20 protein-coding genes are annotated in these 25,163 nt (G+C 69.9%); 12 read left to right on the top strand and 8 right to left on the bottom strand.

The window, feature by feature from the left end:
- Positions 1–24: 24 nt before the first annotated feature.
- Positions 25–543, top strand: coding sequence for a hypothetical protein (locus JYJ93_RS19670; RefSeq protein WP_206793501.1), 519 nt, complete (start codon positions 25–27; stop codon positions 541–543).
- 391 nt (positions 544–934) lie between these two features.
- Positions 935–1,801: a hypothetical protein gene (locus JYJ93_RS19675; protein ID WP_242543866.1), complete on the top strand. Its 867-nt coding sequence runs from the start codon at positions 935–937 to the stop codon at positions 1,799–1,801.
- Between the two features lie 18 nt (positions 1,802–1,819).
- Here JYJ93_RS19675 and JYJ93_RS19680 read toward each other — a convergent pair whose 3' ends face one another.
- Positions 1,820–2,350 (bottom strand): FHA domain-containing protein, encoded by a 531-nt coding sequence (locus JYJ93_RS19680; RefSeq protein ID WP_206793505.1) that lies wholly within the window; start codon positions 2,348–2,350, stop codon positions 1,820–1,822.
- Between the two features lie 183 nt (positions 2,351–2,533).
- On the opposite strand from JYJ93_RS19680, the gene greA reads away from it, so the two are divergent.
- The 5 genes from greA to thrC all read left to right on the top strand — a co-directional run bounded on the left by greA (position 2,534) and on the right by thrC (position 8,762).
- Complete coding sequence (gene greA, locus JYJ93_RS19685; RefSeq protein WP_120548656.1) at positions 2,534–3,040, top strand: transcription elongation factor GreA; 507 nt, start codon at positions 2,534–2,536, stop codon at positions 3,038–3,040.
- Between the two features lie 118 nt (positions 3,041–3,158).
- Positions 3,159–6,050, top strand: coding sequence for an ATP-dependent DNA helicase RecG (gene recG, locus JYJ93_RS19690; protein WP_206793507.1), 2,892 nt, complete (start codon positions 3,159–3,161; stop codon positions 6,048–6,050).
- Between the two features lie 90 nt (positions 6,051–6,140).
- Positions 6,141–6,776, top strand: a complete 636-nt coding sequence (locus JYJ93_RS19695) for a protein-L-isoaspartate(D-aspartate) O-methyltransferase (protein WP_206793509.1) — start codon at positions 6,141–6,143, stop codon at positions 6,774–6,776.
- A 91-nt stretch (positions 6,777–6,867) separates the two neighbouring features.
- A complete protein-coding gene (locus JYJ93_RS19700; protein WP_206793511.1) occupies positions 6,868–7,434 on the top strand; it encodes a hypothetical protein in 567 nt (188 codons plus the stop codon).
- On the top strand, positions 7,431–8,762 hold the full coding sequence (gene thrC / locus JYJ93_RS19705) for a threonine synthase (RefSeq protein WP_206793513.1): 1,332 nt from the start codon (positions 7,431–7,433) through the stop codon (positions 8,760–8,762). Before JYJ93_RS19700 ends, thrC begins: the two co-directional genes overlap by 4 nt.
- Before the next feature lie 24 nt (positions 8,763–8,786).
- Here thrC and ribB read toward each other — a convergent pair whose 3' ends face one another.
- Positions 8,787–9,914: a 3,4-dihydroxy-2-butanone-4-phosphate synthase gene (gene ribB, locus JYJ93_RS19710; RefSeq protein ID WP_206793515.1), complete on the bottom strand. Its 1,128-nt coding sequence runs from the start codon at positions 9,912–9,914 to the stop codon at positions 8,787–8,789.
- A 214-nt stretch (positions 9,915–10,128) separates the two neighbouring features.
- On the opposite strand from ribB, the gene JYJ93_RS19715 reads away from it, so the two are divergent.
- On the top strand, positions 10,129–10,467 hold the full coding sequence (locus JYJ93_RS19715) for a hypothetical protein (protein WP_269012455.1): 339 nt from the start codon (positions 10,129–10,131) through the stop codon (positions 10,465–10,467).
- On the top strand, positions 10,464–11,120 hold the full coding sequence (gene tmk / locus JYJ93_RS19720; RefSeq protein WP_206793519.1) for a dTMP kinase: 657 nt from the start codon (positions 10,464–10,466) through the stop codon (positions 11,118–11,120). The genes JYJ93_RS19715 and tmk overlap by 4 nt, the downstream gene beginning before the upstream one ends.
- Here tmk and JYJ93_RS19725 read toward each other — a convergent pair.
- Positions 11,083–12,375 carry an AMP-binding protein gene (locus tag JYJ93_RS19725; RefSeq protein WP_206793521.1) on the bottom strand — a complete coding sequence of 431 codons (1,293 nt, stop codon included), beginning with the start codon at positions 12,373–12,375 and terminating at the stop codon, positions 11,083–11,085. The two genes, tmk and JYJ93_RS19725, sit on opposite strands and share 38 nt — an antisense overlap.
- A gap of 156 nt (positions 12,376–12,531) precedes the next feature.
- On the opposite strand from JYJ93_RS19725, the gene JYJ93_RS19730 reads away from it, so the two are divergent.
- A complete protein-coding gene (locus JYJ93_RS19730) occupies positions 12,532–14,316 on the top strand; it encodes a delta-60 repeat domain-containing protein (protein WP_206793523.1) in 1,785 nt (594 codons plus the stop codon).
- Positions 14,317–14,350: 34 nt separating this feature from the next.
- The gene (locus JYJ93_RS19735) at positions 14,351–15,088 is read left to right on the top strand and encodes a molybdopterin-binding protein (protein WP_206793525.1); all 738 of its coding nucleotides are present in this window, start codon (positions 14,351–14,353) and stop codon (positions 15,086–15,088) included.
- Between the two features lie 12 nt (positions 15,089–15,100).
- Here the strand turns inward: JYJ93_RS19735 and JYJ93_RS19740 are convergent, their stop codons facing one another.
- From JYJ93_RS19740 to JYJ93_RS19750, 3 genes are all read right to left on the bottom strand, one after another.
- Entirely contained in the window at positions 15,101–20,170 is a 5,070-nt protein-coding gene (locus tag JYJ93_RS19740; protein WP_206793527.1) for a tetratricopeptide repeat protein, read from the bottom strand.
- 148 nt (positions 20,171–20,318) lie between these two features.
- Positions 20,319–21,704 carry a serine hydrolase domain-containing protein gene (locus tag JYJ93_RS19745; RefSeq protein WP_206793529.1) on the bottom strand — a complete coding sequence of 462 codons (1,386 nt, stop codon included), beginning with the start codon at positions 21,702–21,704 and terminating at the stop codon, positions 20,319–20,321.
- 2 nt (positions 21,705–21,706) lie between these two features.
- Positions 21,707–22,804, bottom strand: coding sequence for a serine hydrolase domain-containing protein (locus JYJ93_RS19750; RefSeq protein ID WP_206793531.1), 1,098 nt, complete (start codon positions 22,802–22,804; stop codon positions 21,707–21,709).
- Between the two features lie 219 nt (positions 22,805–23,023).
- Here JYJ93_RS19750 and JYJ93_RS19755 point away from each other — a divergent pair, with 219 nt between their 5' ends.
- Positions 23,024–24,247, top strand: a complete 1,224-nt coding sequence (locus JYJ93_RS19755; protein ID WP_206788069.1) for an IS701 family transposase — start codon at positions 23,024–23,026, stop codon at positions 24,245–24,247.
- On the opposite strand, the gene JYJ93_RS19760 is transcribed toward JYJ93_RS19755, so the two are convergent.
- Together JYJ93_RS19760 and JYJ93_RS19765 are read right to left on the bottom strand one after the other, a co-directional pair.
- Positions 24,244–24,387, bottom strand: coding sequence for a hypothetical protein (locus JYJ93_RS19760; RefSeq protein ID WP_206788065.1), 144 nt, complete (start codon positions 24,385–24,387; stop codon positions 24,244–24,246). The genes JYJ93_RS19755 and JYJ93_RS19760 overlap by 4 nt on opposite strands.
- Complete coding sequence (locus JYJ93_RS19765; protein WP_206793533.1) at positions 24,387–25,148, bottom strand: DUF5953 family protein; 762 nt, start codon at positions 25,146–25,148, stop codon at positions 24,387–24,389. Before JYJ93_RS19765 ends, JYJ93_RS19760 begins: the two co-directional genes overlap by 1 nt.
- Positions 25,149–25,163 lie beyond the last annotated feature (15 nt).

The following is a 25,163-nucleotide window of genomic DNA, read 5'->3' on the forward strand; positions in this document are numbered from 1 at the left end:
CGCGTAAGGGAGCCGGGAGGAATCATGAACACGCGTTGGAAGTCCGCAGTGGGAAGGATGGCCGTGGGGGTTGTCGCCCTGTCGGCGGCGCAGGCCGGAGCCCAGCCCGCGAGGGCCCAGAACACCCCGGTGAAGCTCGCTCCGGCGAAGCCCATCTCGAGCCCGGCGACGGCGAAGGCCACCGGCTCCGTGGACGTGGCCGTGGACGAGGGCGCCAAGGGCACCCGCATGTACCGGTACGACCGGAGCAGCGGGAAGCTCACGCTGGTGAAGCAGCTCACCCAGCGGGAAGCGGCCAGCTCCACCGCCGGCTTCAAGGCGCTGTCGCTCGTGGAGGCCGATGGCGGCAAGTCCTTCGTGGATCCGGACCGCGGCGGCGCCGTCGCCCCTGAAGGCCCGCGCCCCAAGGGCGGAGGCCCCCCGGGCGGACATGATCCGGGCCCGCGCCTCACCCAGACGGACCTGGCCAACATCAACCGGGAGCTGGGCAGCCTGAAGCTGAACAAGTCCCAGGTGAAGATCGCCACCCAGGCCCAGCGGTAATCGCGAGCCTCCTGGCGGAAGGACCGGACGGCCGTGGCGCCGGGGTGGGGACATGTCTCCTCGCCCCGGAGGGCCACGGCCTTCACGTTCCTGGATGAACGCCAGCCCACGCGTTCAACCCCAGACGCCCGGAGTGTCTGCCCTGACTTCGCTCCCGTGTTTCCCGCACCTCTCGCGCCTTGCCACACGTACAACGTGCTCACACTTTTCGTGCGTGAGGGGGCGCTGCTCGCCCGTTTGTCTTTGACGCCCTCCTAGTCCAAACGTCCGTGGGTCGAGGCCGGAGTGCCCGCGGCAGCAGGAGGTTGCACACATGGGGAACGTGGAGAACGGGCGTCGTCGTGGCGTGGGAGGGCTCTCTCGGTGGGCGTGGGGACTGGCTCTGGCTGTGATGGGAGCGGGCTGTGGCCCGGGAGCCCGGGAGCCCACGCCAGCGGATCCGCCAGGCACGCAGGAGCAGGCAGCGCTCAGCTACAACAGCCTTTCGTACAACGGACTGTCCTTCAACGGGCTGTCCTTCAACGGGCTGTCCTTCAACGGCCTGTCTTTCAATGGCTTGTCATCCCTCGACTTCGCGTCGTGGTACGGCGCGGATCCTGCGCTCGCGGACGAGGTCATGCGTTACATCGTGCGCTGCGCCGTCCCTCAAGGGCAGACGCGCACGTACACGGATCCGCAGACGAACACGGTGCACACCTGGACGGGCCTCCTGGGCCTGGCGCCGGGCTGGGCGAATGGGGCGCCCGCGACGGAGGCCGAACAGCAGATCGTCTCCGCGTGTCTCGCGGCGCACAGCAATCCCTTCGGCGTGAGCGTGCCCATCTCCGTGCTGGGACGGAACGGGCTGGGGGCGGCGATCCCCGCCTCCGAGGGAGAGCTGGCGACCTTCGCCCGGCCGGAGTCGTGCTTCTTCGGCAACCTCTTCCAGGGGCAGGGGCTCTACGCGGGCAGCCAGAACCCGCCCCTGGACGCGACCCAGAGCACGACGCGCGCGTGCGCGGTGGTGGATGGCACCGGGATGCCGCGCATGACGTGCGCGCCGCTCGTCTACGTGGGGAGCTGCTCGGACGTGTGCACGCAGACGGGAGCGGCGTTCACGAGCTGCACGGTGGGCGGCGTGAGCTTCCAGCCGCTCACCACGCGCGTGCGCGCCGCGGACCTGGCGGTGTGCGGTGACGGCGTCTGCCAGGTGACGGAGTCCTGCGGGGCGTCCAACACCTACGACGCGTGCGCGGCGGACTGCGGCGCCTGTCCGTGAGGTGAGCGCGGGCGGCCTTCAGCCAGAGTGGGAGCCCAGGCCGGAGGCCGCGCCCGCGCGCAGCCGCTCATGGAGCGCGTCCGTGAGCAGGTACCAGAACTGGACGTTGCCGAAGCTGAGGATGTCGCCGCCCCGGAGCGGCACCTCGCGCTGCCCGATGGTGCTGGCATTCACGAAGGTGCCGTTGGTGGAGCCCAGGTCGCGCACGGTGCAGCGGCCCGCCGCGCGGCTCCACTTGAGCTCCGCGTGCTGCTTGGACACGGACGCGTCGTCCAGCACCAGCTCGCAGTCCAGCCGCCGGCCAATGCGCAGCGCGTCCGAATCCTTGAGGGTGGGGAGCGTGGCGACGAGCAGGTCGTCGAACTCGAAGAGCAGGGCGAGCATGCCCTGCTCGACGTCGCCCGGGTCGGCCATGCGGGTGGGCGCGAGCGCGGCGGCGGACAGCTCCGACGGCGGGCGCTGCACCAGCGCGAAGGGACCCAACTGATGTTGAAAGGCACCCACGGGGAGTGCGGAGGCGAGCGCGCGCAATTCCTGGACGGACAGCACGTGGGGCAGCCTAACGGGTCGGCCGTCGGGCGCCCAGCCACTACCTGACGATGGTTGTACGGCTTTCGTTGACCGGCCAGTCACTCGTTCCCTACATTGATCCTTTCGAGTCGCGGGCCGGGTTCCAGGAGGGAACGCCGGACCTCCGATGCGCAGCCAGGTGATGGAAGGAGCGGTGGTTCGATGAGCGGGAGCGACAACATCCCGATGACCCCCCACGGTCTGCAGAAGCTCAAGGACGAGCTGAAGCACCTCCAGTCCGTGGAGCGGGGCAAGATTTCGCGTGAAATCGAGGTCGCCCGTGCGCACGGCGACCTGCGTGAGAACGCGGAGTACCACGCGGCCAAGGAGAAGCAGTCGCACATCGAGGGGCGCATCCTGACCCTCGGCGACTGGATTGCCCGCGCGGAGGTCATCGACCCGGCGAAGCTGGGCGGCGACAAGGTTGTCTTCGGCGCCACCGTGGAGCTGGTGGACACGGAGAACGACAAGACCATCAGCTACCGCCTGGTCGGGGAGACGGAGGCCGACCTGAAGAAGCGGTGGATCGCGGTGACCTCGCCGGTGGCGCGCGCGCTCATCGGCAAGAAGGTGGGCGACATCGCCACGGTGCAGAGCCCCGGCGGCGTGCGTGAGCTGGAGGTCGTCTCCATCAGCTTCGAGGACCCCAAGGAAGAGCCCGCCAGCTAGCGCGGGTGCCCGGCTGGCCGGGTGTCCTTCGGGGGAGCGGGCCCATGGCTCGCTCCCCCGGTTTCGTTTTCCCCGCGGCGTCAGGAGCGCTTCGTAGGATGGAGGCTGGAAATCCCGCGTGAACCACCCGCTCGCCAGCCTCGTCGGACCTCTCAAGTACGCGTGTCAGCGTGACTTCGCCCAGCTCGGGATCGTGCGGGATTTGCGCACGTTGATGGAGCGCACCCTGGCGTCGGCCGGGAGCGTGGACGCGCGGGCCCTGGAGGAGTTGAGGGCGGCGCTGCCGCACGTGGATCCGCCCACGCCGCCGGAGCACCGCAAGGCCGCGCTGCGCCAGGTGCTGGGCGCGCTGAAGCTCAGCGGCGTGGTGCTGCCGGAGGAGCTGGAGCGGGTGGTCGTCACGGGGGAGATCAACGCCGTGGCCGCGGGGTTCCCCCGGTCGCCGGAGCGTGCGCACGTGCTGGAGGGGGAGCTCATCCCCGCGCCGCCGCGCAGCCGGGTGACGCCACCGCCAGGGACGGTGCAGGCGCAAGGCAACACCGTGCCGCCCTGGCGTTCGCAGGACCCCATGCCGCCGGTTCCCCGCGCCTCGGCGCCTCCGGGCCCGGCGAAGGGCGAGCCTGTGCCCTACGGTGCGCGCATGGCGGCCTCCCGGGGCGCCGCGAATGGCCCCGCGCAAGGTGAAGCCCAGCCCTACGGCGCGCGCATGGCCGCGGCCCGGAACGCAGCCGTTCCCGCCGGTGCACCGGCCCGTGCTCCGGGCGCGAAGCCGAACGCGAGCACCGACCCTCGCAAGGGCGCGCCGCCAGCGGACCGCGCCCCCACGGAGAAGGCCCGGAAGAAGAAGGCCAAGGCTGTGGGCGCGGAGGCGTCCCGCTCCGAGGCGAAGCTGCTGTCCATCGCGCCGCGCACCGGCCCGCTGTCCGCGCCGCTCAAGACGCTGGGCAAGCGCCTGGGGCCACGGCTCGTCGCGGTGCTCGACAAGAAGGGCCTGCGCCGCACCGGCGACATCCTGTTCCTGTTGCCACGCTGTTACGAGGACCGCCGCAAGCTGCGCACCATCGCGGAGCTCATCCCCGGCGAGCGCGGCGTGACGGTGGGCACCGTCAAGACGGCCGACTTCGTCCCGGGGCGCGGCGGCAAGCGCATGTTCCGCGCTGTCGTGGGTGACCGCTCCGGCAGCATCGCCGCCACCTATTTCAACGCCGGGCCGTGGCTCAAGAGCCGCTTCTCCGTGGGCAAGCAGCTGGTGCTCTCCGGTGAAGTGCGCGCCTCCATGAACGGCCGGGAGATGGCCCACCCGGAGCTGGAGCCCGCCGAGGACCTGGAGAACACCACCTCCGTCCACTTCCACCGCATCGTCCCCGTCTACCCGGGCTTCGAGCGCGGCGAGCAGCGCTCCTTCCGCGAGCTGGCCTCGCGCATCAGCGAGCAGCACGCGCACCACCTGGAAGAGCCGCTGCCCGCGGACCTGCGCCGCCGCTACCACCTGATGGGCCTGCCGGACGCGCTGCGCTTCATCCACTTCCCGCCCGACGACGCGGACCTGGAGGCGCTGGACGCGCATCAGAGCCCCGCGCACCGCCGGCTCGCGTTCGACGAGCTGTTCTTCCTCCAGTTGGGCATGGCCCTGAAGCGCCAGGGCATCAAGGCGGAGGAGGGCATCGCCTTCGACGTCTCCCCGGAGCGGCTGGACAAGGCCCGCGCCGCGCTGCCCTTCCAGCTCACCGGCGCGCAGGCGCGCGTGGTGGGGGACATCGCCCGGGACATGGCGCGCCCGGAGCCCATGAACCGGCTGGTGCAGGGCGACGTGGGCAGCGGCAAGACGGCCGTGGCGCTCGTGTCCGGCATGGTGGCGCTCCAGGACGGCTACCAGGTGGCGGTGATGGCCCCCACCGAAATCCTGGCAGAACAGCACGAGCGCACCTTCCGCCGCATCCTGGAGCCGCTGGGCTACCGCGTGGGGCTCATCAGCGCGGCGGGCACCGCGAAGCACAAGCGCGAGGTGCGCGAGGCCGTGGCGAAGGGGGACATCCACCTCGCCGTGGGCACGCACGCGCTCCTGGAGGGCGGCGTGTCCTTCCAGAAGCTGGGGCTCGTGGTCATCGACGAGCAGCACCGCTTCGGCGTGCTCCAGCGCCACACGCTGATGAGCAAGGGGCTCACGCCGGACGTGCTGGTGATGACCGCCACGCCCATCCCGCGCACGCTCGCGATGACGCTCTACGGCGACCTGGACGTGTCCATCATCGACCAGCTGCCGCCGGGTCGCACGCCCATCACCACGCGCGTCTTCAACAACGAGCAGCGCGCGCGCGTCTACGAGGCGGTGGGCGCGGAGCTGGCCAAGGGCCACCAGGCCTACGTCGTCTACCCGCTGGTGGAGGAGTCGGAGAAGCTGGACCTGGAGGACGCCACGCAGGGCGCGACGAAGCTCCAGGCGGTGTTCCCCAACGCCAGCGTGGGCCTGCTGCACGGGCGCATGAAGCCGGAGGAGAAGGACGCCGTGATGGAGGCGTTCCGCGACAAGCGCATCGAGCTGCTTGTCTGCACCACGGTGGTGGAGGTGGGCGTGGACGTGCCCAACGCGTCCGTGATGGTGGTGGAGTCCGCGGAGCGCTTCGGCCTGTCGCAGCTGCACCAGCTGCGCGGCCGTGTGGGCCGTGGCGCCGCGGCCAGCTTCTGCTTCCTCGTCGCGGGCGCCGCGCGCTCCTGGGAGTCCACCGAGCGGCTGGGCGTGATGGAGCGCAGCAGCGACGGGTTCGTCATCGCGGAGAAGGACCTGGAGATCCGCGGCCCCGGCGAGTTCCTGGGCACGCGGCAGAGCGGCCTCCCGGAGCTGGCCGTGGCGAACCTCGTGCGCGACGGCGACCTCCTGTCGCTGGCCCAGGCGGAGGCGCGGCGCATCATGGATGCCGATCCGCAGCTCCAGAAGCCGGATCACCAGGGGCTCGTGAAGGCATTGGAGGAGCGCTGGGAGGGCCGGCTCGCGCTTGCCCGGGTGGGGTAAAGCCGAGGAGGCCCGCCCCCGAACCCCGGATTGTCCCCGACTGTCGTCGTGCTTACTTTCGCCGCGGGAGGATCAAGGGGGACGCACGCAATGGGAGATTGGAGCCGAGCGGAGTACCTGGCGCGGCAGGGCATCCGGGATCGACGGGTGCTCGCGGCGATCGCCAACCTGAGCCGCGCGGACTTCGTGCCGGTGGGCGAGCGGGCGTCGGCCCATCAGGACGTGCCGTTGCCCATTGGCCATGGGCAGACCATCAGCCAGCCCTATGTGGTCGCCCTGATGACGGAGGCCCTGCGCCTGCGCGGCGGTGAGCGCGTACTCGAGATTGGCACCGGCTCCGGCTACCAGACGGCGGTGCTGGCGCAGTTGGCCCGAGAGGTCTTCACGGTGGAGATCGTCCCGGAGCTGGCCCGGCCCGCCCGGAGGCTCCTCCACCGGCTGGGCTTCACCAACGTGTTCTACCGCGAGGGGGATGGCTCCCGGGGCTGGGCCCAGGCCGCGCCCTTCGATGCCATCATCGCTACCGCCGCGCCGGCGGACATCCCCCGGGAGCTCTTGCGTCAGCTGAGGCCCGGGGGGCGGATGGTCATCCCGGTGGGCTCCGTGCACGAGACACAGGAGCTGCTGCGCATCCGCCGGGGACAGCCGGGGATGCTGCCCCGCGTGGACCACCTGCTGCCGGTGCGCTTCGTCCCCATGACGGGCCTGGCTTCCGCCCCGGGCTGAGCGGGTGCGACAGGCCGCGCGCCTGCACGCCCTCTCTCCGCGTCCTGGGGTCGCGTTGCCGAGCGGAGAGGGGACCGGTAACGTCCCGCCCATGATCATCTGCCCGGTCTGCGACCACGTGCAGTCGGAAGGCGAAGAGTGCGAAGGCTGTGGCAAGCGCTTCCCCGGCCTCATGAACATCCCCGTGCCGGCCGTGGCCCCGTTGCCGGAGCTGGAGTTGACGCACCACGCGGGGGGCCGCGTGCCGGTGGACGCGCCCGTGCTGCCGGAGCTGGACCTGACGCGGCTGCGCTCGGGGCCGGACCTGCCGGCGATGTCCGTGCCCGACCTGGAGCTGACCCGTGCCGGTGCCACGGGCGACGTGCCCGTCGCCCAGATGACGGACCTGGACTCGGGCCGCGCGCAGGATGACGGCGTGCGCACCGCCGCCCCGGTGGGAGCGGTGACGTGCCGCTACTGCCGCAACGTCCAGGCGGAGGGCCTCCTGTGCGACGGCTGCGGCATGCGGCTGCCCCGCGTGCGGGCGGCGGCGCCCGTGACGGCGAAGCGCGCGGGCGCGGACGACGGCGAGCGAGTGCCCTGTCCCTCCTGCCACGTGCCGGCCTGGCCGGGCCGCGCGTGCGTGGCGTGCGGCACGAAGGTGGAGGTGGAGGCGTGACGGCTCCGGCGCTCAAGGCGGGCTACGCGTGCAGCGAGGGCTGCGGCTTCACCGCCTCGCTGTGGGACGTCGTCTACCGCTGCCCGCGCTGTGAAGGCCTGCTGGAGGTCGCCCACGACGAGGCCGCCCTGCGCGCCATCCCCGCGGCGGAGTGGAAGCGCCGCTTCGAATCCCGCTTCGCGACGTCCCGGCTGCCGGACGGCTCCGGCGTCTGGGGCAAGCGCGAGTGGGCGCTGCCCGAGCTGCCGGCGGAGGACATCGTCTCGCTGGGAGAAGGGCGCGTGCCGCTCAAGCCGCTGCCGCGCATGGCGGCGGAGCTGGGGTTGGGCTCGCTGATGTTGAAGGAGTGCGGCGTCTCTCCGACGGGCAGCTTCAAGGACTGGGGGATGACGGTCCTGGTGTCCGCGGTGAAGCACCTGCGCTCGCGCGGCACGCCCATCCGCGCGGTGGCGTGCGCGTCCACGGGCGACACGTCCGCGGCGCTGTCCGCGTACGCCGCGGCGGCGGGCATCCCGGCGGTGGTGTTCCTGCCGAAGAACAAGGTGTCGCTCGCGCAGTTGGTGCAGCCCATCGCCAACGGGGCGCGCGTGCTGTCGCTGGACACGGACTTCGACGGCTGCATGAAGCTGGTGCAGGCGGTGACTGCGGACACGGGGCTGTACCTGGCGAACTCGATGAACTCGCTGCGCATCGAGGGCCAGAAGATGATCGCCATCGAGCTGTGCCAGGACCTGGGCTGGGAGCCTCCGGATTGGATCGTCATCCCGGGTGGTAACCTGGGCAACGCGAGCGCCCTGGGCCGTGGGTTGGATCTGCTCTTCAACCTGGGGCTCATCACCCGCAGGCCGCGCATCGCGGTGGCGCAGGCGCAGCGGGCGAACCCCCTGGCGCGCGCGTTCCGGGGCGGCTTCCAGGAGCTGGCGCCCATGCAGGCGGAAGCGACGCTCGCGTCCGCCATCCAGATTGGCAACCCGGTGTCCTTCCGCCGCGCGGTGCGGATGCTGCGCGCGTTCGACGGCGTGGTGGAGGAGGCGACGGAGTCGGAGCTGGCCAACGCCGCGGCCCGGGCGGACCGTGAAGGCACCTTCGCCTGTCCCCAGACGGGCGTCGCGCTGGCGGCGGTGGAGAAGCTGGCCGCGTCGGGCGTGATGGCGAAGGGGTCCAGCGTCGCGGTGGTGGCCACCGCGCACGGGCTGAAGTTCGCGGACTTCAAGGTGGGCTACCACCGGCAGACGCTGAGCGACGTGAAGGCCGCGCACGCGAACCCGCCGGTGGAGTTGCCCGCGGACCTGTCCGCGGTGCGCGAGGCCCTGAAGGACCTGGGCTGAAGCCTCGCGCGTCCCGGGCCTTCGCTACTCGACCTCGAGCGGCAGGCGCGACTCGATGGTGAGACCGAAGCCGGAGAGGCCCCGGTAGGTCATGTCCGTGTTGGACATGACGCGCATGGTGCTGACGCCCAGGTCCGTGAGGATCTGGCAGCCCATGCCCACGTCGCGCGACTCGTTGGCCGCGCGACTGACGGACGCGTTGCTGCCGTCGCCCGCGCGCTTGTGGTGGATGCCGAAGTCGTTGCCGTGCATGCCGGGCAGGTAGACGATGACGCCCGTGCCCTCGCGCGCCACGGTCTCCATCGCGCGGTCCAGCAGCAGGTTGCACTTGCAGTCCGGCGACCCGAACACGTCGCCCATGGCGCAGGCGCCGTGCAGGCGCACCAGCGGCGCGGGCTGGGGCTTCGACGGGTCGCCCTTCACCAGGACCAGGGACTTCGCGCCGTCGGGCGTCCACGTGTACGTGAGGGCGGTGAACTCACCGTGGCGGGTGCGCACGACGCTCTGGCCGGACTCCCGGCGCACCAGGCGGTCCTTGCGGCTGCGGTACTCGATGAGGTCCGCGATGGTGACGAGCTTGAGGTCGTGCTCGCGCGCGAACTGCTTCAGGTCCGGCATGCGCTGCATGGTGCCGTCGTCCTTCACCAGCTCGCAGAGGATGCCGGACGGCTGCAGGCCCGCGAGCCGCGCCAGGTCCACGGCCGCCTCGGTGTGGCCCGCGCGGCGCAGCACGCCGCCTTCGCGGTAGCGCAGCGGGAAGATGTGGCCGGGGCGCAGGAAGTCGTCCGCGGTGCTGTTCGGGTCGGCGAGCGCGCGGATCGTCTTGGTGCGGTCGCTGGCGGAGACGCCGGTGGTGGTGCCGTGGCGGAAGTCCACGGAGACGGTGAAGGCCGTCCGGTGGGACTCGGTGTTCTCCGCCACCATCTGGGGCAGGCGCAGCGCGTCCAGCCGCTCGGCGAGCATGGGCTGGCAGATGATGCCGCTGGTGTGGCGGACCATGAACGCCAGCATCTCCGGGGTGGCGAGCTCGGCGGCCATGATGAGGTCGCCTTCGTTCTCGCGATCCTCGTCGTCGGCGACGATGACGCACTTGCCGGCCTGGATGTCGCGGATGGCCTCCTCGATGGTGTTCAACTCGGAGTCACGGCTCATGTCGGGGGAACTCATCCTGCTGACGACGTGGAGAGGCATGGTTCGCGGCATGTAACGCGAGGGGGGTGGGGTGGCAAGCCATGCTCGGGGAGCGAGCGTGCGTCCGTTCAATGGCTGGGATGAGCGGGAGCTGGGACTGCGCGTCCGTGTAGGTGGGTGCTGACGGGCGGCCGACTCGACGGGCTGGGGCACGTGATGTAGGGTGCTCGGCTCCGTGAGCGCAGACATTCAGGACAAGCGGGCCCGGTTCGACCAGTTGCAGGAGAGCCTGTCGACCCGGCAGAGCACCACCCACTTCACCCACGCGGGTGTTTCCCTCATCGCCTTCATGTTGATTTCAGGGGCGGCGGGGAAGCTGTTCTACGACTCGTTGCGCACGCCGCTGCTCGCCTGGGGTGCCACGCTCCTGGCGCTGGGGCTCCTGGCGTACGCCTTCATCAGCTACCGCAAGGGCCGCGCGGTGCTGACGGAGGAGCTGCAGCGGTACGAAGCGCTGCTGGCGCTGCGCCGCGAGCTGCACCTGGACAACCCCGCCGCGCTCCTCCCCCGGTGAGCGCCGCCAGGAAGGTCGCCCTGCCGGGGCGATTCATCGTGTTGGAGGGCCTGGACGGCGCGGGCACCACCACGCAGACGGAGCGCCTTGCGTCCGTGCTGAGGGCGGAGGGGCACGCGGTGGTGACGACGCGCGAGCCGTCCGACGGTCCGGTGGGGACGATGCTGCGCCAGGCGCTCACGGGCCGCCTGGGCCTGCCGCACGGCCGGGGAGCGCTGGCGCAGGAGACCCTGGCGCTGCTGTTCGCGGCGGACCGGACGGACCACCTGCACGCGAGGGTGTTGCCGGCGCTGGAGGAGGGCAAGGTGGTGCTGTGCGACCGCTACGTGCTGTCCTCGCTGGCGTACCAGGGCGCGAGCCTGCCCATGGCGTGGGTGGACACGGTGAACGCGCACGCGGTGTCGCCGGACCTGACGCTGTTCGTGGGCGTGGACCCCAAGGTCGCGGCGAAGCGCCGGGCCGTGCGCGGAGGCCCCGCGGAGCTGTTCGAAGCGGACGAGGCCCAGCGGCGGATCGCGAAGCAGTACCTCAAGGCCATCACGCTGCGAGCGAAGCGCGAGCGCATCGTGCACATCGACGGTGAGCTGTCCGTGGAGGGCGTGACGGACGCGTGCCTCAAGGAAGTGCGGCGGTTGCTCGCGCGCAAGCGCTGAGCCCCGGTTGCTGGCGGTGGGGGGCTCCACCGACGCGGAAGCCGCAGACGAGCGTCCACAACAGCTCCAGCACGGAGCTGTCGCAGAAGGCGCGGCTGACGGCGAGCCATGTGCCCTCGGGCGCAGCACCCACCCGTGAGTCCATGGCGCTGAAGAAGTCCGCCACGCTCCGGTGCGGCACCACCACGCCTGAGGGCTTACCGGAGGCACCGGACGAGTAGAGGACGTATGCAGGGTCATCCAGCGTCGAGCCCGCGCGCGGAGGCCCAAGCACGTCCAGTTCGAACGCATCCTCCGAGTCCAGCACGACGGTGCGCACACCGTCCGTGGGCAGGTGCTCGACCAGGTGAGACTGCGTGACGAGCACCCGCGCCCGTGAGTCCTCCATCATCGCGGCCAGCTGTTCCCGCGAGCCGTCTGGATCCAGCGGCACGAACGCGCCGCCTGCCTTGAGGATGCCGAGCATCGCCACCACCATGCGGGTGGCGCGCTCCACGCACAGGCCCACGCGCACGTCCCGCGCGACGCCGTGCTCGCGCAGGTGCCATGCCAGCGCATCGCTGGCCGCATCCAGCTGTGCGTAGGTGAGCGCTTCATCGTCCGCCGCCACCGCGACCGCGTCCGGCGTGCGAGCCGCCTGCGCGCGGAACCGCGCTGGGATGCAGCGCGAGTCATCCAGCGGCGCCGGGTCGTGCGACTCGTGAAGCCGCATGTACCGTTCGTCCGTGTCGAGCAGCGGCGCGTCCATGGACACAGGAGGCAAGGCCTCCGGCGCTCGCGCTGGCGGTTTCCAGTCCTCCGCGAGCGACGTCGGAACCATGTCCGTGGCCACCCAGTGGAGCCCACCCAGCTCCGGCGCCTCCGACGTGAGACAAGGGGACAGCTCCAGGAGGTTGCTCGTCGTCAGCACGAAGCGCGCGCCGCAATCCCGAGCGATGGCAAGGAGCTGGTGCAGGGCGCTGTCCAAGCGGGAAGGATCCGGCGGGTGGCACGGCACCGCGATGGCGCCCACGTACAGGCAGCCCATGAACCCCACGACGTATTCGAGGCCCGGGGGATACAGCAGCAGCACCCGTTCGCCGGCCGCGTTCAGCGTCCTCAGCCACGTCCCCAGCGCCCGCGCCCGGGTGTCCAGGAGTGAGGCGCTCCACTCCTCGGAGGAGCCTTCTCCCAACCGCTCCGCATGGGGATAGAGCAGGTCCGCGAGGTGGATGGTCGAATGGAAGAGGTCTTCGCCGTTCTCCGCTGTATCCATGAACAATCCACCAAACCAGGAAGAATAGATTGTCGCGGATGATGGCCCACGGGTCTGACATCCACCTTCGCGCCTGGGGCATGGCTCTCCGGATCCATTTATCGCTGGTGCCGGAGGCACTTATCAGGTGCGGCGCACCCCTCATTCCTGACTGGTATGCGCCCAATCGTCCTTCGTTCCCCGGCTCCTGGCCGCCGCTCGCCGTTCCATCTCCGAAGCCTCTCCGCGCTCACGCTGATGATGGCCGCCCTGCTGGCGGCCGCCTGCGGCTCGTCGGATGAGCCCACGAGTCCGTCCCCGACGCCGACCCGTGATGCTGGGGTGGTGGATGCAGGGACGGGGACCTCGGATGGCGGCTCGGATGGGGGCACGCAGGAGCAGGACGGCGGCACCGAGCCCACGACGCCAGACGCAGGGGAGACGCCTCCCGCGTTCACCCTGTCGACGGCCTCCGAGCAGACGGTGCGCTTCAATCCTTCGACGTCGACCGCGTTCGCGGTCCAGGTCCTCCGGCATCCGGACTTCACGGGAGAGGTCTCGCTCTCGGTGGAAGGTCTGCCTCCCCACGTGCGCACCACCCAGGCGCTGCCGGTGATCATCCCCGAGGGAGCGGCTTCGACGCCGCTGGGCTACGTCCCGGATGAGTTCGCGGCCTATGGCCAGTTCGCTCTCAAGCTGGTGGGCGTGGGGGACGGAGAGCGCGTCGAGTTTCCGCTCACCCTGAAGGTGGAGCCCGCGTCGGCCGCGCTGGACAGTGCCTTCGGAACAGAAGGCGTGGCGGCGCCGGAGTTCGGCCTTCCGTCGGTGAAGATCACCGGCATGGCCGAGCAATCCGACGGCAAATGGATCCTCGTGGGCTCCACCGGAACCACGGGTCAGCGGGACGTGCTGGTGGCGCGCCTGCTCGCGGATGGGACGCTGGACGCCACGTTCGGCACGCAGGGCGTGGTGGTCAGCGACATCTGCGGAGGCGATGACTACGTGGACGCCGTCGCCGTGCAGTCGGATGGCCGCATCGTCGTCGCGGGCGGAGCCATCTCCGGCACGAACACCTGCGCGGGGCCGAAGTATCAGAGCGTGCTGCTGGCGCGGTACACGCAGGCAGGCGTGCTGGACACCACGTTCGGTGGGACGGGCGTGCGCACCTTCCAGCTCTCCACGGGCATCTCCACCCTGCACGCGGTCACCCTCGACGCCAATGGCAACATCATCGGCGCGGGCACCGTCGACAACGACGGCCTGGACCTGGTGGTGGTCCGCCTGACGCCGGCCGGGGTCCCGGACACGACCTTCAGCGCGGACGGCGTGGCGACCGTGGACGTGGGCCGCGAGGATGACGGCCTGTGCGTCGTCGCCGAACCCGACGGCAAGGTCGTCGTGGCCGGCGCCTCCACGGGCAGCCTCGACACGCTGGTCGTGCGCCGCTTCAATGCCAACGGCACCCTGGACAACAGCTTCCGCTACCTGTCGTCGTTCAGCTCGCCGGACCTCACGCCGCGGACCTTGCAGCGGCTGTCGAACGGGAGCTGGCTGGTGGGCGGAAAGGCGGTGTTCTCCGACGGGGACACCCAGGCCGTGGTGGCGCGTCTGACCGCGAGCGCGGGGCAGGACACGACCTTCGGCAACGAGGGCTACACCTACTTCACGGCGGGGTTGACGGGCGTGCGGGACACGGTCGTGGGCACGGGCTTGCTGGCGGATGGGACCCTCGCGGTCGCCACCTGGAGCCAGGATGCGAAGGGCGCATCCGGGCTGGGCGTCGTCCACCTGGCCCCGAACGGCGCCAGCATCCTCCGCTCGCACCGGACGGACCTGCCCGGTGACGAGCAGCCCACGGCCGCACGGCTGGATGCGCAGGGCTACCTGCGCGTCGCCGGGACGCGAATCCCGGAGGGCAAGAGCGAGGCCGTGCCCTTCGTGACCCGCTTCCATCCGTACTGACGGCGGGGGCCGTTGGAGTAGAATCCACGGTCCCATGGAGCGGACCGGCGCGGCGGCGATCATCATTGGCAACGAGGTCCTCACCGCGAAGGTGAAGGACGAGAACGGCCCCCACCTCATCCAGCGGCTGCGGGAGCTGGGCATCCCGCTCGTCTCGGTGGAGACCATCCTGGACGACGTGGACGCCATCGTGGACGCGGTGTCCCGCGCCCGGCGCAAGGCCCGCTACGTCTTCACCAGCGGCGGCATCGGCCCCACCCACGACGACGTCACGGTGCGCGCGGTGGCGCTCGCCCTGGGCCGGCCCGTGGTGCGGCTGCCGGAGATGGTGTCGGCCATCCAGGCCCGCGCCGGCACGTCACCGGTGACGCCGGAGTCCCTGCGCCTGGCGGACGCGCCCGAGGGCGCGGTGCTCCTCGCCCAGCCGGGCATGTGGTTCCCCGTGCTGACGGTGGGGGACATGTTCCTGCTGCCGGGGGTGCCGCAGCTCTTCCGGCTGCAGCTGGAGACGGTGCTCTCACGGCTGAGCGGCACGCCGGTGCACCTGGTCAACCTGTACTTCAACCTGGGCGAGAGCGCCCTGGCCGCCGTGCTGGACCGCGTGGCGCTGGACATGCCCCACGTGGCCATCGGCTCCTATCCCGTCTTCGACGCGGCCATGGACTACCGCGTGAAGGTGACGGTGGAGGCCCCGGAGCGGGCCCACGTGGACGACGCCGTGGGCCGGCTGCTCGCGGGGTTCCCGGCGGACGCGCTGGTCCGCCGGGAGTAGCTTCGAGGACGACTACAGCGCCAGGCCGATGCGCTGGCGCAGGCGGAAGAAGTCATCCGTCAGCAGCCACGACAGCAGGGCCTTCAGGTCCGCGCGCTCGCGCACCGCCTGGAGGATGGCGTCGGTGCTGCCGTCCTGGCGGTTGGCCACGATGTTCGGATCCTCGCGCAGCACCATGGTGAGGCCCACGGACGGGTCGCCGCAGACGAGCAGGCCCGCGCGGTCCGCGGAGAAGCCGAGCGCGTCCACCACCGTCGCCACGTCGATCTTCGGCTGCGTGGACAGCGTCTGCGCGGGGCCTTCCGAGGCCTTCATCGCCTTGCGGCTGAAGGCCTTCTTGAGCTGCTTCGTCATCTCGTCGTTGCGCCGGCCCAGGCCGTTGAACTGCTGCTCGTGGACGCGGATGGCGTTGCCGAACAGGTCCACCGTCTCGCCCTGGGACAGCTTGGAGAGGACGGCCGTCTTGTTGAGCAGGCCCAGCACTGCCTTGCCGATGAGGAACTTCTGCTCACGGGCGTTGAAGCGGCGCACGACGTCCTGGCCCACGCACAGGGACAGGGGCTCCGTCGTCTCCGGCTGCAACATGCCGCGCCGGGCGAGGTAGACCTCGAACTCCTCCACGCCGAATGTCTGCGCCACCGCGCGCACGGCCTTGAACACGGCCGAGTCCGGCTTGAGCTTGTCCTGCTTCGGGTTGACGCCGAGCATCTCGAACTGCGGCGGGTACACCTTGCCCAGGTGCTCACCCATGGCGCGCAGCAGGTCCGTCAGCGGGCCGCGTGCGGCCGGGTGCATGAGGACGGTGTCCACGTCCGCGGCGGGCAGCGCCTCCCGCGGCTCCTGCGGCTGCCGGGCGCGAGCCTCCGAGTAGAAGGCCTGCTCCACCTCGTTGGTGGCGCGCATGAAGGTCAGCACCGCGGCGACGGCGAACGCCTTGTCCTGCTGCTTCTGGGCATCCCACAGCTTGAACAGCGCATGCAGGCTGTCCACGCGAGCGGGGTCCTGGCGCAGGATCTGCCGGTGCTCCTCGATGGCCAGCGGGTAGCTGGTCATGTCGCGGCCGTACAGGTCCGCCAGCGCGGCGCGGGCCTGGAGGTTCTGCGGGTCCTGCTCCACGAGCTGCCGGTAGATGACGGTGGCGCGGGCAGGCTCCGCCAGCGGGCCCGCGTAGAAGCTCGCCACGCGGATGCGCAGGGCCGCGGCGCGCTTGACGTCCGTGGACGCGGTTGCGGCTGCCTGGGCCTCCAGCATCTGCGCCAGCTCCGGCAGGTTGCGCTGGCGCTCGTAGAGGACCACCAGCCGGTCCACCAGCGCGGGCTCGCCCGGCGTCAGCTCCAGCGCCTTCTTGTAGAGCGCCGTGGCGGAGGCGACGTCGCCCAGGCCCTCTTCATGGATGCGCGCCAGCTCCACGGTGAAGCGAGCGCGGGCGTCGTTGGGCAGGTCCTGATCCAGCAGCCGCCGCAGGCAGTCCACCGCGCCGCCGAAGTTACGGCCCTGCGCGTACACCGTGGCCAGCCGCTCCAGCGCCTCCGGGTGACGGGGCAGGGTGGCCAGCGCCGTCTGGAGGTGCGCCGCCGCGCGGCCCGGATCATTGAGGTGCTGCTGGTAGAGCGCGCCCAGCGTCAGGTGGTGCTGCGCGAGCACGCGAGGGTCTCCGCCCTGCTGCACGCGCTGGCCGAGCATCTGCGCGGCCTCCGCGTACTGCTGCGCCTCCAGGAGGAGCAGGCCGCGGGTCTCCAGCGCGTCGGGGAAGCCGGGCCGGGCCGCCAGGGCCTTCTCCAGCACCTCGAGCGCACGGGCGCGGTCACCCAGCGCCACGTTGTGCAGGCGGGCCGCGGTGACGTACGCCGCCGCGGCGGCCTCCACGTCGCGCTGAGCGAGCCGGGCCTCCGCGCGCCGCTCATGCAGGGCCGCGAGGTCGGAGGAACCGCCGCGCTGCGCGAGCAGCTCCTCCAGGCCGGTGGCGGCGCCCGGGTGCAGCGGGTCGCGCTCCAGCGCCAGGCGGTAGAGGGCCGCGGCGCCGTCGGGGTCATTGAGCTTCTGGGCCGCGAGCTTCGCGGCGGTGACGAAGCCCTCGATGGCGCTCTTGGTGTCGCGGCTCGCGCGGGCCTCGGTCTCCATCATGGCGCGAGCGGTGGCGAAGTCGCCTCGGCGCAGGGCCACGCGGCGGGCGCCCTGGAGCGCGGGGAGGCACTGCGCCTGGAGCTCCAGCGCCTGCCGGTACAGCGCGGCGGCCTGCTCCTGGTCGGGGTTCTTCTCCGCGAGCTCGGCGGCGCGCAGGAGCAGCTCCAGCGCCTCCGTGGCGTCGGTGGTGACGGCCAGCCGCATGCCGTACATGCGCGACAGGGCGGCGGTGTCACCGCTCTGGCGCAGCACGCGCTCCAGGCCGAAGGCGAGGCGCGCGTCGGAAGGGTCCGCGTCGAAGGCGCGCTGGTAGACCTCCAGGGTGCGCTCGGAGGGCGGGCCCTTCTCCTGATCCGCGGCGGCCAGGATGCGCAGGGCGCTGGACAGGCGCGTGTCGGTGACGCGCTCGGCGATGCGGACGCGCAGCTCCGCGCGGCGGACGCGGTCCGACACGCGGATGCGCTCCAGCAGCGTGAGGGCGGTGAGGTTGCCGGGCTCCAGGCCCAGCACGGACTCGCAGCACTGCGCGGCGCGGGACGGCTCCTGGAAGCGGTCCAGGTACAGGCGCGCGAGCTTGAGGTACGCGGTCACCTTGGCCGCGGGCGTCTGGCCCACCTGCGTCTCGCGGTCGAGGATGGACACCAGCTCCTTCACGTTGTCCTGGGCGACGTACAGGCGCTCCAGCGCGCGCAGCGTGGCGGCGTGGCCCGGCGTGAGGCGCAGGACCTCCTGGTAGCCCTCGATGGCCAGCTCCGGGCGGCCCAGCTGGTCCTCCCAGATGGCGGCGGCCTGGTACATCGCGTTGGCGCGCTCCAGCGGATCCGTGCGGTTGGCGGCGTCCGCGCGGAGCACCTCCACGAGGCTCTCCCAGGCACCATGCGCCCGGTGGATGCGGGCGAGCGCGCGCAGCGCCGGGAAGTAGCTGGGCGCCAGCATCAGCGCCTCCTGGTACGACGCGAGCGCCTCGTTCTCCTGCTTGAGGCGGTGCTCGTACAGCTCGCCGATCTTGTAGATGAGCGCGGCGGCCGCGTCGGTGGACGGAGAGATCTCCGACTCCGCGCGGTACATGTCGATGAGCTTCTCCCACCGGCCGTCCTGCGCGTACAGCCGGCCCAGGGCCTTGAGCGCGGGCAGGTATGAGGGCGACAGCGCGAGCACGCGCTCATACGCGGTGATGGCGCCCACGCGGTCCTTCAGGTTCTCGTCGAGGATCTCCGCGTTGCGGTGGAGCAGCGACAGCACCTGCTTGGTGTCACCGGCGAACGACGCCTCCAGGTCATTGGTCTCCAGCAGCTCACGGAAGCGCCCGGCGCGCTCGTAGAGGCGGGCCAGGTTGCGCAGCGTGGGCAGGTGATCCGACGCCAGGTCGAGGATGCGCTTCATGCACTCGATGGCGTGGTCCAGGTCCCCGAGGCGGTCCTCGTAGATGACCGCCATCTTGTTGAGCGTGGTGATGACCTGATCACGGTCGGACGTCTGGAGCAGGTCCTGCTCGAACATCTGGACCAGCTCGGCGAAGCGGCCCTGGCGCTCGTAGAGGCGGGTGAGGGCCTTCTGCGCGGGGAGGTAGCCCGGCTGGAGCTGGAGGCACGCGTTGTAGCGAGCAATGGCGTCCTCCTGGCGGCCCAGGCGCTCTTCCAGGATCTCCGCCGCCTTGTACATGCGAGCGGCCTTGCCCTTGGCGTCCTCGGCGGCGGTGACCTCCGCGTCGAAGACGGCGACGAGCCCTTCCCAGTTCTGCATCCGGTACGAAAGCTTGCCCAGGCCCGCGAGCGCGGCGGCATGGCTGGGGATGCGGGATAGGATGGCCTGATAGCGGGCGGCGGCCTCCTGGTCGCGCTTGAGGTCGTCCTCGTACAGCGCGGCGAGGCGCAGGTTGATGGCGACGAGCTCGCTCTCGTCGTTGATGGAACCGACCCACGCGAGCAGCACGTCGGCCAGCTCCTCGAAGCGGCCCTGGGTCTCGTAGATGCCGGCGAGCGCGCTCAGCACGAGCGGCTCATGAGGGCTCACGCGGCGAGCGGCGAGCAGCGCGGAAAGGGCATCGTCCTTGCGGCCCAGGCGGTCATGGACCTTGGCGATGTGGAGGTAAGCGGGAGCGCCCTGGGAGCCCTGGCCCTCGGCCTCGGAGAGGAGGGCGGAGAGGAGTTCGTCGGTGCGGCCCTCGCGCTCGGCGGCGCGCTTGATGGCGGCCTGGAGCAGCGGGTCGGAGCGGTCGAGCGCGAAGGCCTCACGGAACGCAGCGGCGGCGGCCTCCTTCTGCTTGAGGCGCTCCTCCAGGAGCATGCCCGCGGAGGTGAGGTAGTGGGCGCGAAGGGAGGGAGGGACGACGGCGGTGGCGAGCAGCCGGTAGATCTCCACCAGCGCGCCCGCGTCGTTGCGCGCGGCATAGACGGATTCGAGCTGGGTGAGGAGGGTGACGTCCGTGGGCTTGCGGTCCAGGGCCTGGCGAAGGGCATCCGCGGCATCGTTGTCGCGCGACAGGCGCTCCTCGAGGATCTGCCCCTTCTCGAAGAGGAGGGACGCCTGCTGGCGAGGATCCTCGGAGGCGGAGAGTTCCGCGTCGATGAGCTGCACGACCATCTGCCAGTTGCCGACGTCAGCGAAGAGGCGGCGGGCGGCGCGGATGTTGGCGAGGAAGCGCGGAGCCAGCTTGTACGCGTTCTGGAACGCGACCGCGGCGTTGCGAGGATTCTTGAGAGGCTCTTCCCAGAGCAGACCGACCTCATGGAACAGGAGGGCGGCGGTCTGCGGCTCGGTGGTGGCAAGGGCCTTGGCCTCGCGCTCCATGGAAGCGATGCGCTCGCGGGCATCGTCCTCGGCGCTGGCTTGGGGGACGGGGGCGGGGAGGGTGCTCACGTTCTGTGCGAGTGCCTGGACCGCGCCAGCCTCGGGGGCCCCGGGGGGAGGCACCGATGCGGGGGACGAAGGCCGCGTGACGTCATTGCGCTCGCTCATGGAAGCCGGCTCCAGGCACTTTGAAATTGAGAGGGGGAGACTGAACGGGAGTTCGTACCACGCGCTCGCCCGGCCCCTCAACTTCCCGTCTTTCCTGGCGATTTGAGTGCAGGGGAGGCAGGCGGACAGGCGATTGGCTCCCCTGGCGTTACTCGTCCGTGACGTCCAGTTCCGCGATCAGGCCTGTTGCATCGAACGTGACCTTCCATCGCTGGGTCACGTCCTTGCCGTAAACCGCGCGGTAGGTCCGTGACAGGTGGTCCGTGGAGTCCTCCACGAGGACCCACCGGCTCAGCGGAGGCATTCCGCCGAGCTTCATGCGGAACCAATCGTTCATGTCCGCGAGCTCGTCTTTCGCGGTCCCGGTGAAGTGGCGGGCTTCCGCCTTGCCCTGGCTCAGTGCGGGCACGAGGGCCTTGATGGTCTCTGTTCGATCGGGAGTGGAGTCGGCAATGCCGGGCTCGTGCAGGAAGGGCGGAGGCGGCAGGTAGAAGTTCGCCACGCCGTGGGCAAGGGCTGGGACCAGCTTCCGCTGGTTCGTCAGCACCACCACGGCCAGCTTGTCGTCCGGGTAGTAGACCGTGTCGGAGAGCGCCGGACCGCCGCTGTGGGCCACCTCACGACGTCCCCTGTACTGACCCACGGTCCAGCCCACCGCGAAGCCGCTGGCCTTGCCGTCGTTGAGCTTGGGCGGCGTCCACATGGCGGAGCGCAGGTCCGCGTTCAGAAGCTTGTCGCTCATCAGCGCGGACACGAACCGGGACATGTCCGTCACGGAGGAGAACAGGCCGCCGGCCGACAGCGTGTAGTACGGGTAAATGAACCAGTATTGCTGCTGGTGATCCGTCTTCCACTGGTAGGTCGCCGAGCGTTCCGTGACGACGTCGCTGGTCAGGACGACGTGCTGCTCGGTGAGGGTGGCATGGTCGAAGCCGCTGTTCGTCATGCCCAGGGGCGTGAAGATGCGATCTCGCAGAAGCTGCTCGTAGGGGGCGCCGCCGGCCTTCTCCAGGACATGGGTGAGGAGCACGAAGCCGTCCGACCCATAGGCGTTCTTCTCGCCAGGAGCTGACGCAAGCGGAGCCCTCTTCGCCGCATCGATCGCGGCCGTGACGCTGGCGTTGTCCGCGTCCACGGGGCCAGGGCGCAGGCCAGACGTGTGACTGGCGAGGTGGCGCAGGGTGATGTCCCTCCAGGCCGGAGGACACTCGGAGATGTACTGACAGACGCGGTCCTCCAGCCGGAGCTTCCCCTGGCCCACGAGGTCCATCAGCAGGACCGCCGTGAACATCTTGGTGCCGGAGGCAATCTGGAACGCCGTGCGGGTACTCGCGGGTGCCTTCCACTCTAGGTTCGCCGTGCCATAGGCAGCGAGCTTGATGACCTTGCCGTCACGGATTACGGCAATAGCGGCGCCAGGGATGTGATTGCGAGCCATCTCCGCGCGCAGGAACGCATCCGCCTTATCCGAGCCGGCCCAGGCCCACTGCGACCACCCGAGCAGAAACAGCAGGCCCCATCTGTGAAGGGACATGGTCAGTTTTCCTGTTGGGCGCTCGGAATCTCCAGGAGCGATTCCGTGAAGGCGAAGAGCTTCGAATCATCCGGCCGCAGGTTGCTCAGGAAGATGACGGTGCGGCCATCTTCGATGATGCGCCAGGAGATGGTGCGATAGGCGCCGCACGTTCCATCGTTCGTCGCGGCGTTCTGGGTCACCAGTCTCTTGTTCTTGAAGGTCCGGACGCGTCCACCCAAGGCGTACGAGGACTCGGGACGCTCGACCGTCAGAAGCGCCTTCCTGGACTCGGGCGACAGGAGCTTCCCCGAGAGCACACCGTGATTCAGCCGGAGCATGTCATCCGCGGTGCTGTAGAAGCCGCCAGCTGTCACGAGGTAGTTCGGGAGCGTGTAGACCCGACGCTCCGCCTTGGGCTTCAGCGAGCGGTAACCCAACGCGAGGTTGGGAACGTTCCCGGCTTCGCCCGCCGCGATGCCGCTGTCGGTCATGCGCAAGGGCTTGAACACAAGGCGCTGAGCGAGCTCTGAGTAGGAGCCTCCGGAAACGCGCTCGAGGATCGCCTGCACGAGGATCCAGTTGGTGATGTTGTAGTCAAACCGGGTGCCCGGCGTGAACACCAGGTCACCGCTCGCGTACCGGGTCACGGCTTCGGCGGTGGGGCGCGTTTCCTTTTCGATGCTGGGGTCCTTCTTGGCCGCGTCCATGAGCCCATTGGGCAGGCCGCTGCCATGGCTGATCAGGTGGCGCAGGGTGAGCTGCTTCCCCGTGTCCGCGCGGTACTCCGGGAGGTACGTGAGAATGGGCTCGTCGAGCGACAGTTTCCCGTCATCCACCAGCCGGAGGACCACGATGGACGACAGCCACTTGCTCACCGACCCCACGAAGAAGCGGCTGTTCCGCTTGAGCCGCTTCGCCGAATCGGCGTCCATGACTCCGAACGTCTCGACGTACTCGACATGCGAGCCCTTGCCCACCAGGGCGACACCGTTGAAGTCCGTGTCCGCGGCGAACTGCTGAACCTGCACCTTGAGCTGATCCTCCGCATGCGCAGGAAGTGCGAAGCAGAGGCTGACAGTCAGCCCCAGGCAGGTCACCTTGAAGTGGTTTACGGGCAAGAGGTGCCTCGATGGATGTGGGGCCTAGAGTTGGTCAGTCGAATCCTGCGTACGTCGGGCGTCGACGCTGATTGCATGAAATCGACTCAAAGGATCCGCCCTGCGTCCTCAGCGTCCACCGATCTTCGGAAATCGCTCGTAGTCCTACAGCTGTAGTTCGGAAGACTCCGCAGGCTTCCTCCTGTTGAAGAAACAGGAGGGGGAGGAACGAGACCTCCCATGCAGCAGCCATCAGCCACAGAAGCGCAGGCACCGGAAGTCCGGCTGGTTGGCCGTCTCGTGACGGAGCTGGAGGAGATAGGCGCCTGGCTGCAGCCGCACTTCCGCAGGCGCGAGGCGCACGCCACTGCGGTCGAGTACGTGAAGGCCCTCCTGGGACGGGCACAGCGCAAGAATGTGTGGGGCCTTTCGGAGGATGCGGGGCATCAAGCGCCCTATGCCTTCCAGCACCTGCTGCTGCGAGCGAAGTGGGACGCGGATGCAGTACGCGACGACGTGCTGGAGTACGCGCGCAGGGCGTTGGGCGAAGGCGGCATCCTGGCGATGGACGAGACGGGCTTCCTGAAGAAAGGAGAGAAGTCCGTGGGCGTGGCGCGCCAGTACACGGGCACCGCGGGCAAGGTGGAGAACGCGCAAGTGGGCGTCTTCCTCTCGTACGTGACGCCTCGCGGGCATGCGCTGGTGGACCGGGAACTGTACCTGCCGGAGCCCTGGACGGAGGATGCGGCCCGCCGCAAAGCGGGAGGGATTCCGGACGAAGTGGGCTTCGAATCCAAACCGGCCCTCGCGCAAGGCATGCTGCAGCGGGCGCTGGGCGCGGGACTGAAGCCGGCGTGGGTGGTGGGGGACGAAGTCTATGGACGCGACAGCACCCTGCGCCGCTTCCTCGAAGACTTGCACCAGCCCTACGTGCTGGCGGTGGCCTCCAATACGCACGTCTGGCGCGGCTTCTACCAGGTGAAGCCTGGAGACATGGTGGAGGAGGTCCCTCCGGAGGACTGGACACGTCTGTCCGCAGGCGCGGGCACCAAGGGCCCTCGCCTCTATGATTGGGCGCGCATGCGGCTCAACCGGCACCTGGGCCTGTCGCGGTGGCTGCTCTTTCGCAGAGGCCTCGCGGACGGCAAGGTGGCCTTCTACGTCGCCCATGCCCGGCGCAATGCCTCACTGGAGTCGATGGTGCGCGCCGCGGGCAGCCGGTGGGCCGTGGAGGAGGACTTCGAATCCGCCAAGAACGAGGTGGGCCTCGCCGACTATGAGGTGCGCACCTGGACGGCCTGGCACCGGCATATGACGCTGTGCCTGGTGGCCCACGTCTTTCTCGCCGCCGCGCGTGCCGTGGCCAATCAGCAACTCCAGGAGGGCCTGCCCCCAAAAGCACTCGGCCTGCCGAGGCGCAGAAACCCCATGCGCGCGTTTCTCGCCCGGCGCGGCCTTCACTAACGGCCTTCGTCCGCTACTCCGTCCAGGAAGTGCGAGTGCTTCTGGTAGCGCTTCTGCGGCGTGTGGCGGCTCCGCTTGCGCATGTCCTCGCGTGGAGTCGCTGGCGACGCCACCACCAAGCCGTGGCCATGCAGTGCCACTATCGGGCCCGAAGGGCTCGGTTCAAACTGCAGCTGTAGGAGTAGGCTCTCAGGAGTGCGTCCAGGTGCGCGGGATTGTCGAGATCAAGCGGCGCGTCCGTGAGGCTCACGAGCCAGCCATCCCTCGCTGTGCGTCGTGTCCGCGAGAGAAGGTCCGCGTCGCGCGAAGGATCAGGAAATCCGATCGCTCTCGCAGACTCCGCCGACCAATAGTTCAGCCACCCCAGGCGGTGTGGAATTTCAGGCGAGGAGATGTCCCAAGAGCATTTGAGGGCTGGGAGTCCTTTCGGTGGGGAAGGGGGGCCGGCCATTGTCGGGGCCGTCTGCTCCGCGATTTCGACCGCCGCCTTCAATGGCGTGGCATGACCCCAGATTGCTCTAGCTCCGACTGCGATGGCTTCCAGCGCATTCGCTGCGTCGATGGGGCTGAAAGCCTCCATCCGGAAATCAGCGTGGACCTCGAAGTGCGGTGGACCCTCCGAAGCAAGTCCGTTCGGGTTCTCCCAGCCTGAAATGGTGACGAGGTTGTTGTCATCGTCATTGCACAGGAAGGGGAGGTTGCCGCTCTGGCCGTTGGCGACAACCCACGCGTCGCGGTTGGACAGCGGGATGAGTTCCTCTGTTTCGGAAGAGGTCCACTTCAGGCGCAGTCCGGGTAGTGCTCGCTCCAGTCCGTGAATGATGGTGAGTGCGCGACCGTCGTTGCCCTGGGAACCAAGTGAATAAGCAATCACTGCCAGTTCGATGGGGTTGGAGGGCATTCAGCACCAATCCAT

Origin of the sequence: Corallococcus sp. NCSPR001 (assembly GCF_017309135.1) — a bacterium.
Taxonomy (GTDB): domain Bacteria; phylum Myxococcota; class Myxococcia; order Myxococcales; family Myxococcaceae; genus Corallococcus.

What these genes read in the sequence shown, in the direction of transcription:
- JYJ93_RS19695 (WP_206793509.1), top strand. Translation starts at nt 6,141, where the DNA reads ATGGGAGATTGGAGCCGAGCGGAGTACCTGGCGCGGCAGGGCATCCGG.
- JYJ93_RS19730 (WP_206793523.1), top strand. Translation starts at nt 12,532, where the DNA reads ATGCGCCCAATCGTCCTTCGTTCCCCGGCTCCTGGCCGCCGCTCGCCG.
- JYJ93_RS19675 (WP_242543866.1), top strand. Translation starts at nt 935, where the DNA reads ATGGGAGCGGGCTGTGGCCCGGGAGCCCGGGAGCCCACGCCAGCGGAT.
- JYJ93_RS19735 (WP_206793525.1), top strand. Translation starts at nt 14,351, where the DNA reads ATGGAGCGGACCGGCGCGGCGGCGATCATCATTGGCAACGAGGTCCTC.
- JYJ93_RS19765 (WP_206793533.1), bottom strand. Translation starts at nt 25,148, where the DNA reads ATGCCCTCCAACCCCATCGAACTGGCAGTGATTGCTTATTCACTTGGT.
- ribB (WP_206793515.1), bottom strand. Translation starts at nt 9,914, where the DNA reads ATGAGCCGTGACTCCGAGTTGAACACCATCGAGGAGGCCATCCGCGAC.
- JYJ93_RS19700 (WP_206793511.1), top strand. Translation starts at nt 6,868, where the DNA reads ATGATCATCTGCCCGGTCTGCGACCACGTGCAGTCGGAAGGCGAAGAG.
- greA (WP_120548656.1), top strand. Translation starts at nt 2,534, where the DNA reads ATGAGCGGGAGCGACAACATCCCGATGACCCCCCACGGTCTGCAGAAG.
- JYJ93_RS19740 (WP_206793527.1), bottom strand. Translation starts at nt 20,170, where the DNA reads ATGAGCGAGCGCAATGACGTCACGCGGCCTTCGTCCCCCGCATCGGTG.
- JYJ93_RS19725 (WP_206793521.1), bottom strand. Translation starts at nt 12,375, where the DNA reads ATGGATACAGCGGAGAACGGCGAAGACCTCTTCCATTCGACCATCCAC.
- JYJ93_RS19670 (WP_206793501.1), top strand. Translation starts at nt 25, where the DNA reads ATGAACACGCGTTGGAAGTCCGCAGTGGGAAGGATGGCCGTGGGGGTT.
- JYJ93_RS19745 (WP_206793529.1), bottom strand. Translation starts at nt 21,704, where the DNA reads ATGTCCCTTCACAGATGGGGCCTGCTGTTTCTGCTCGGGTGGTCGCAG.
- JYJ93_RS19755 (WP_206788069.1), top strand. Translation starts at nt 23,024, where the DNA reads ATGCAGCAGCCATCAGCCACAGAAGCGCAGGCACCGGAAGTCCGGCTG.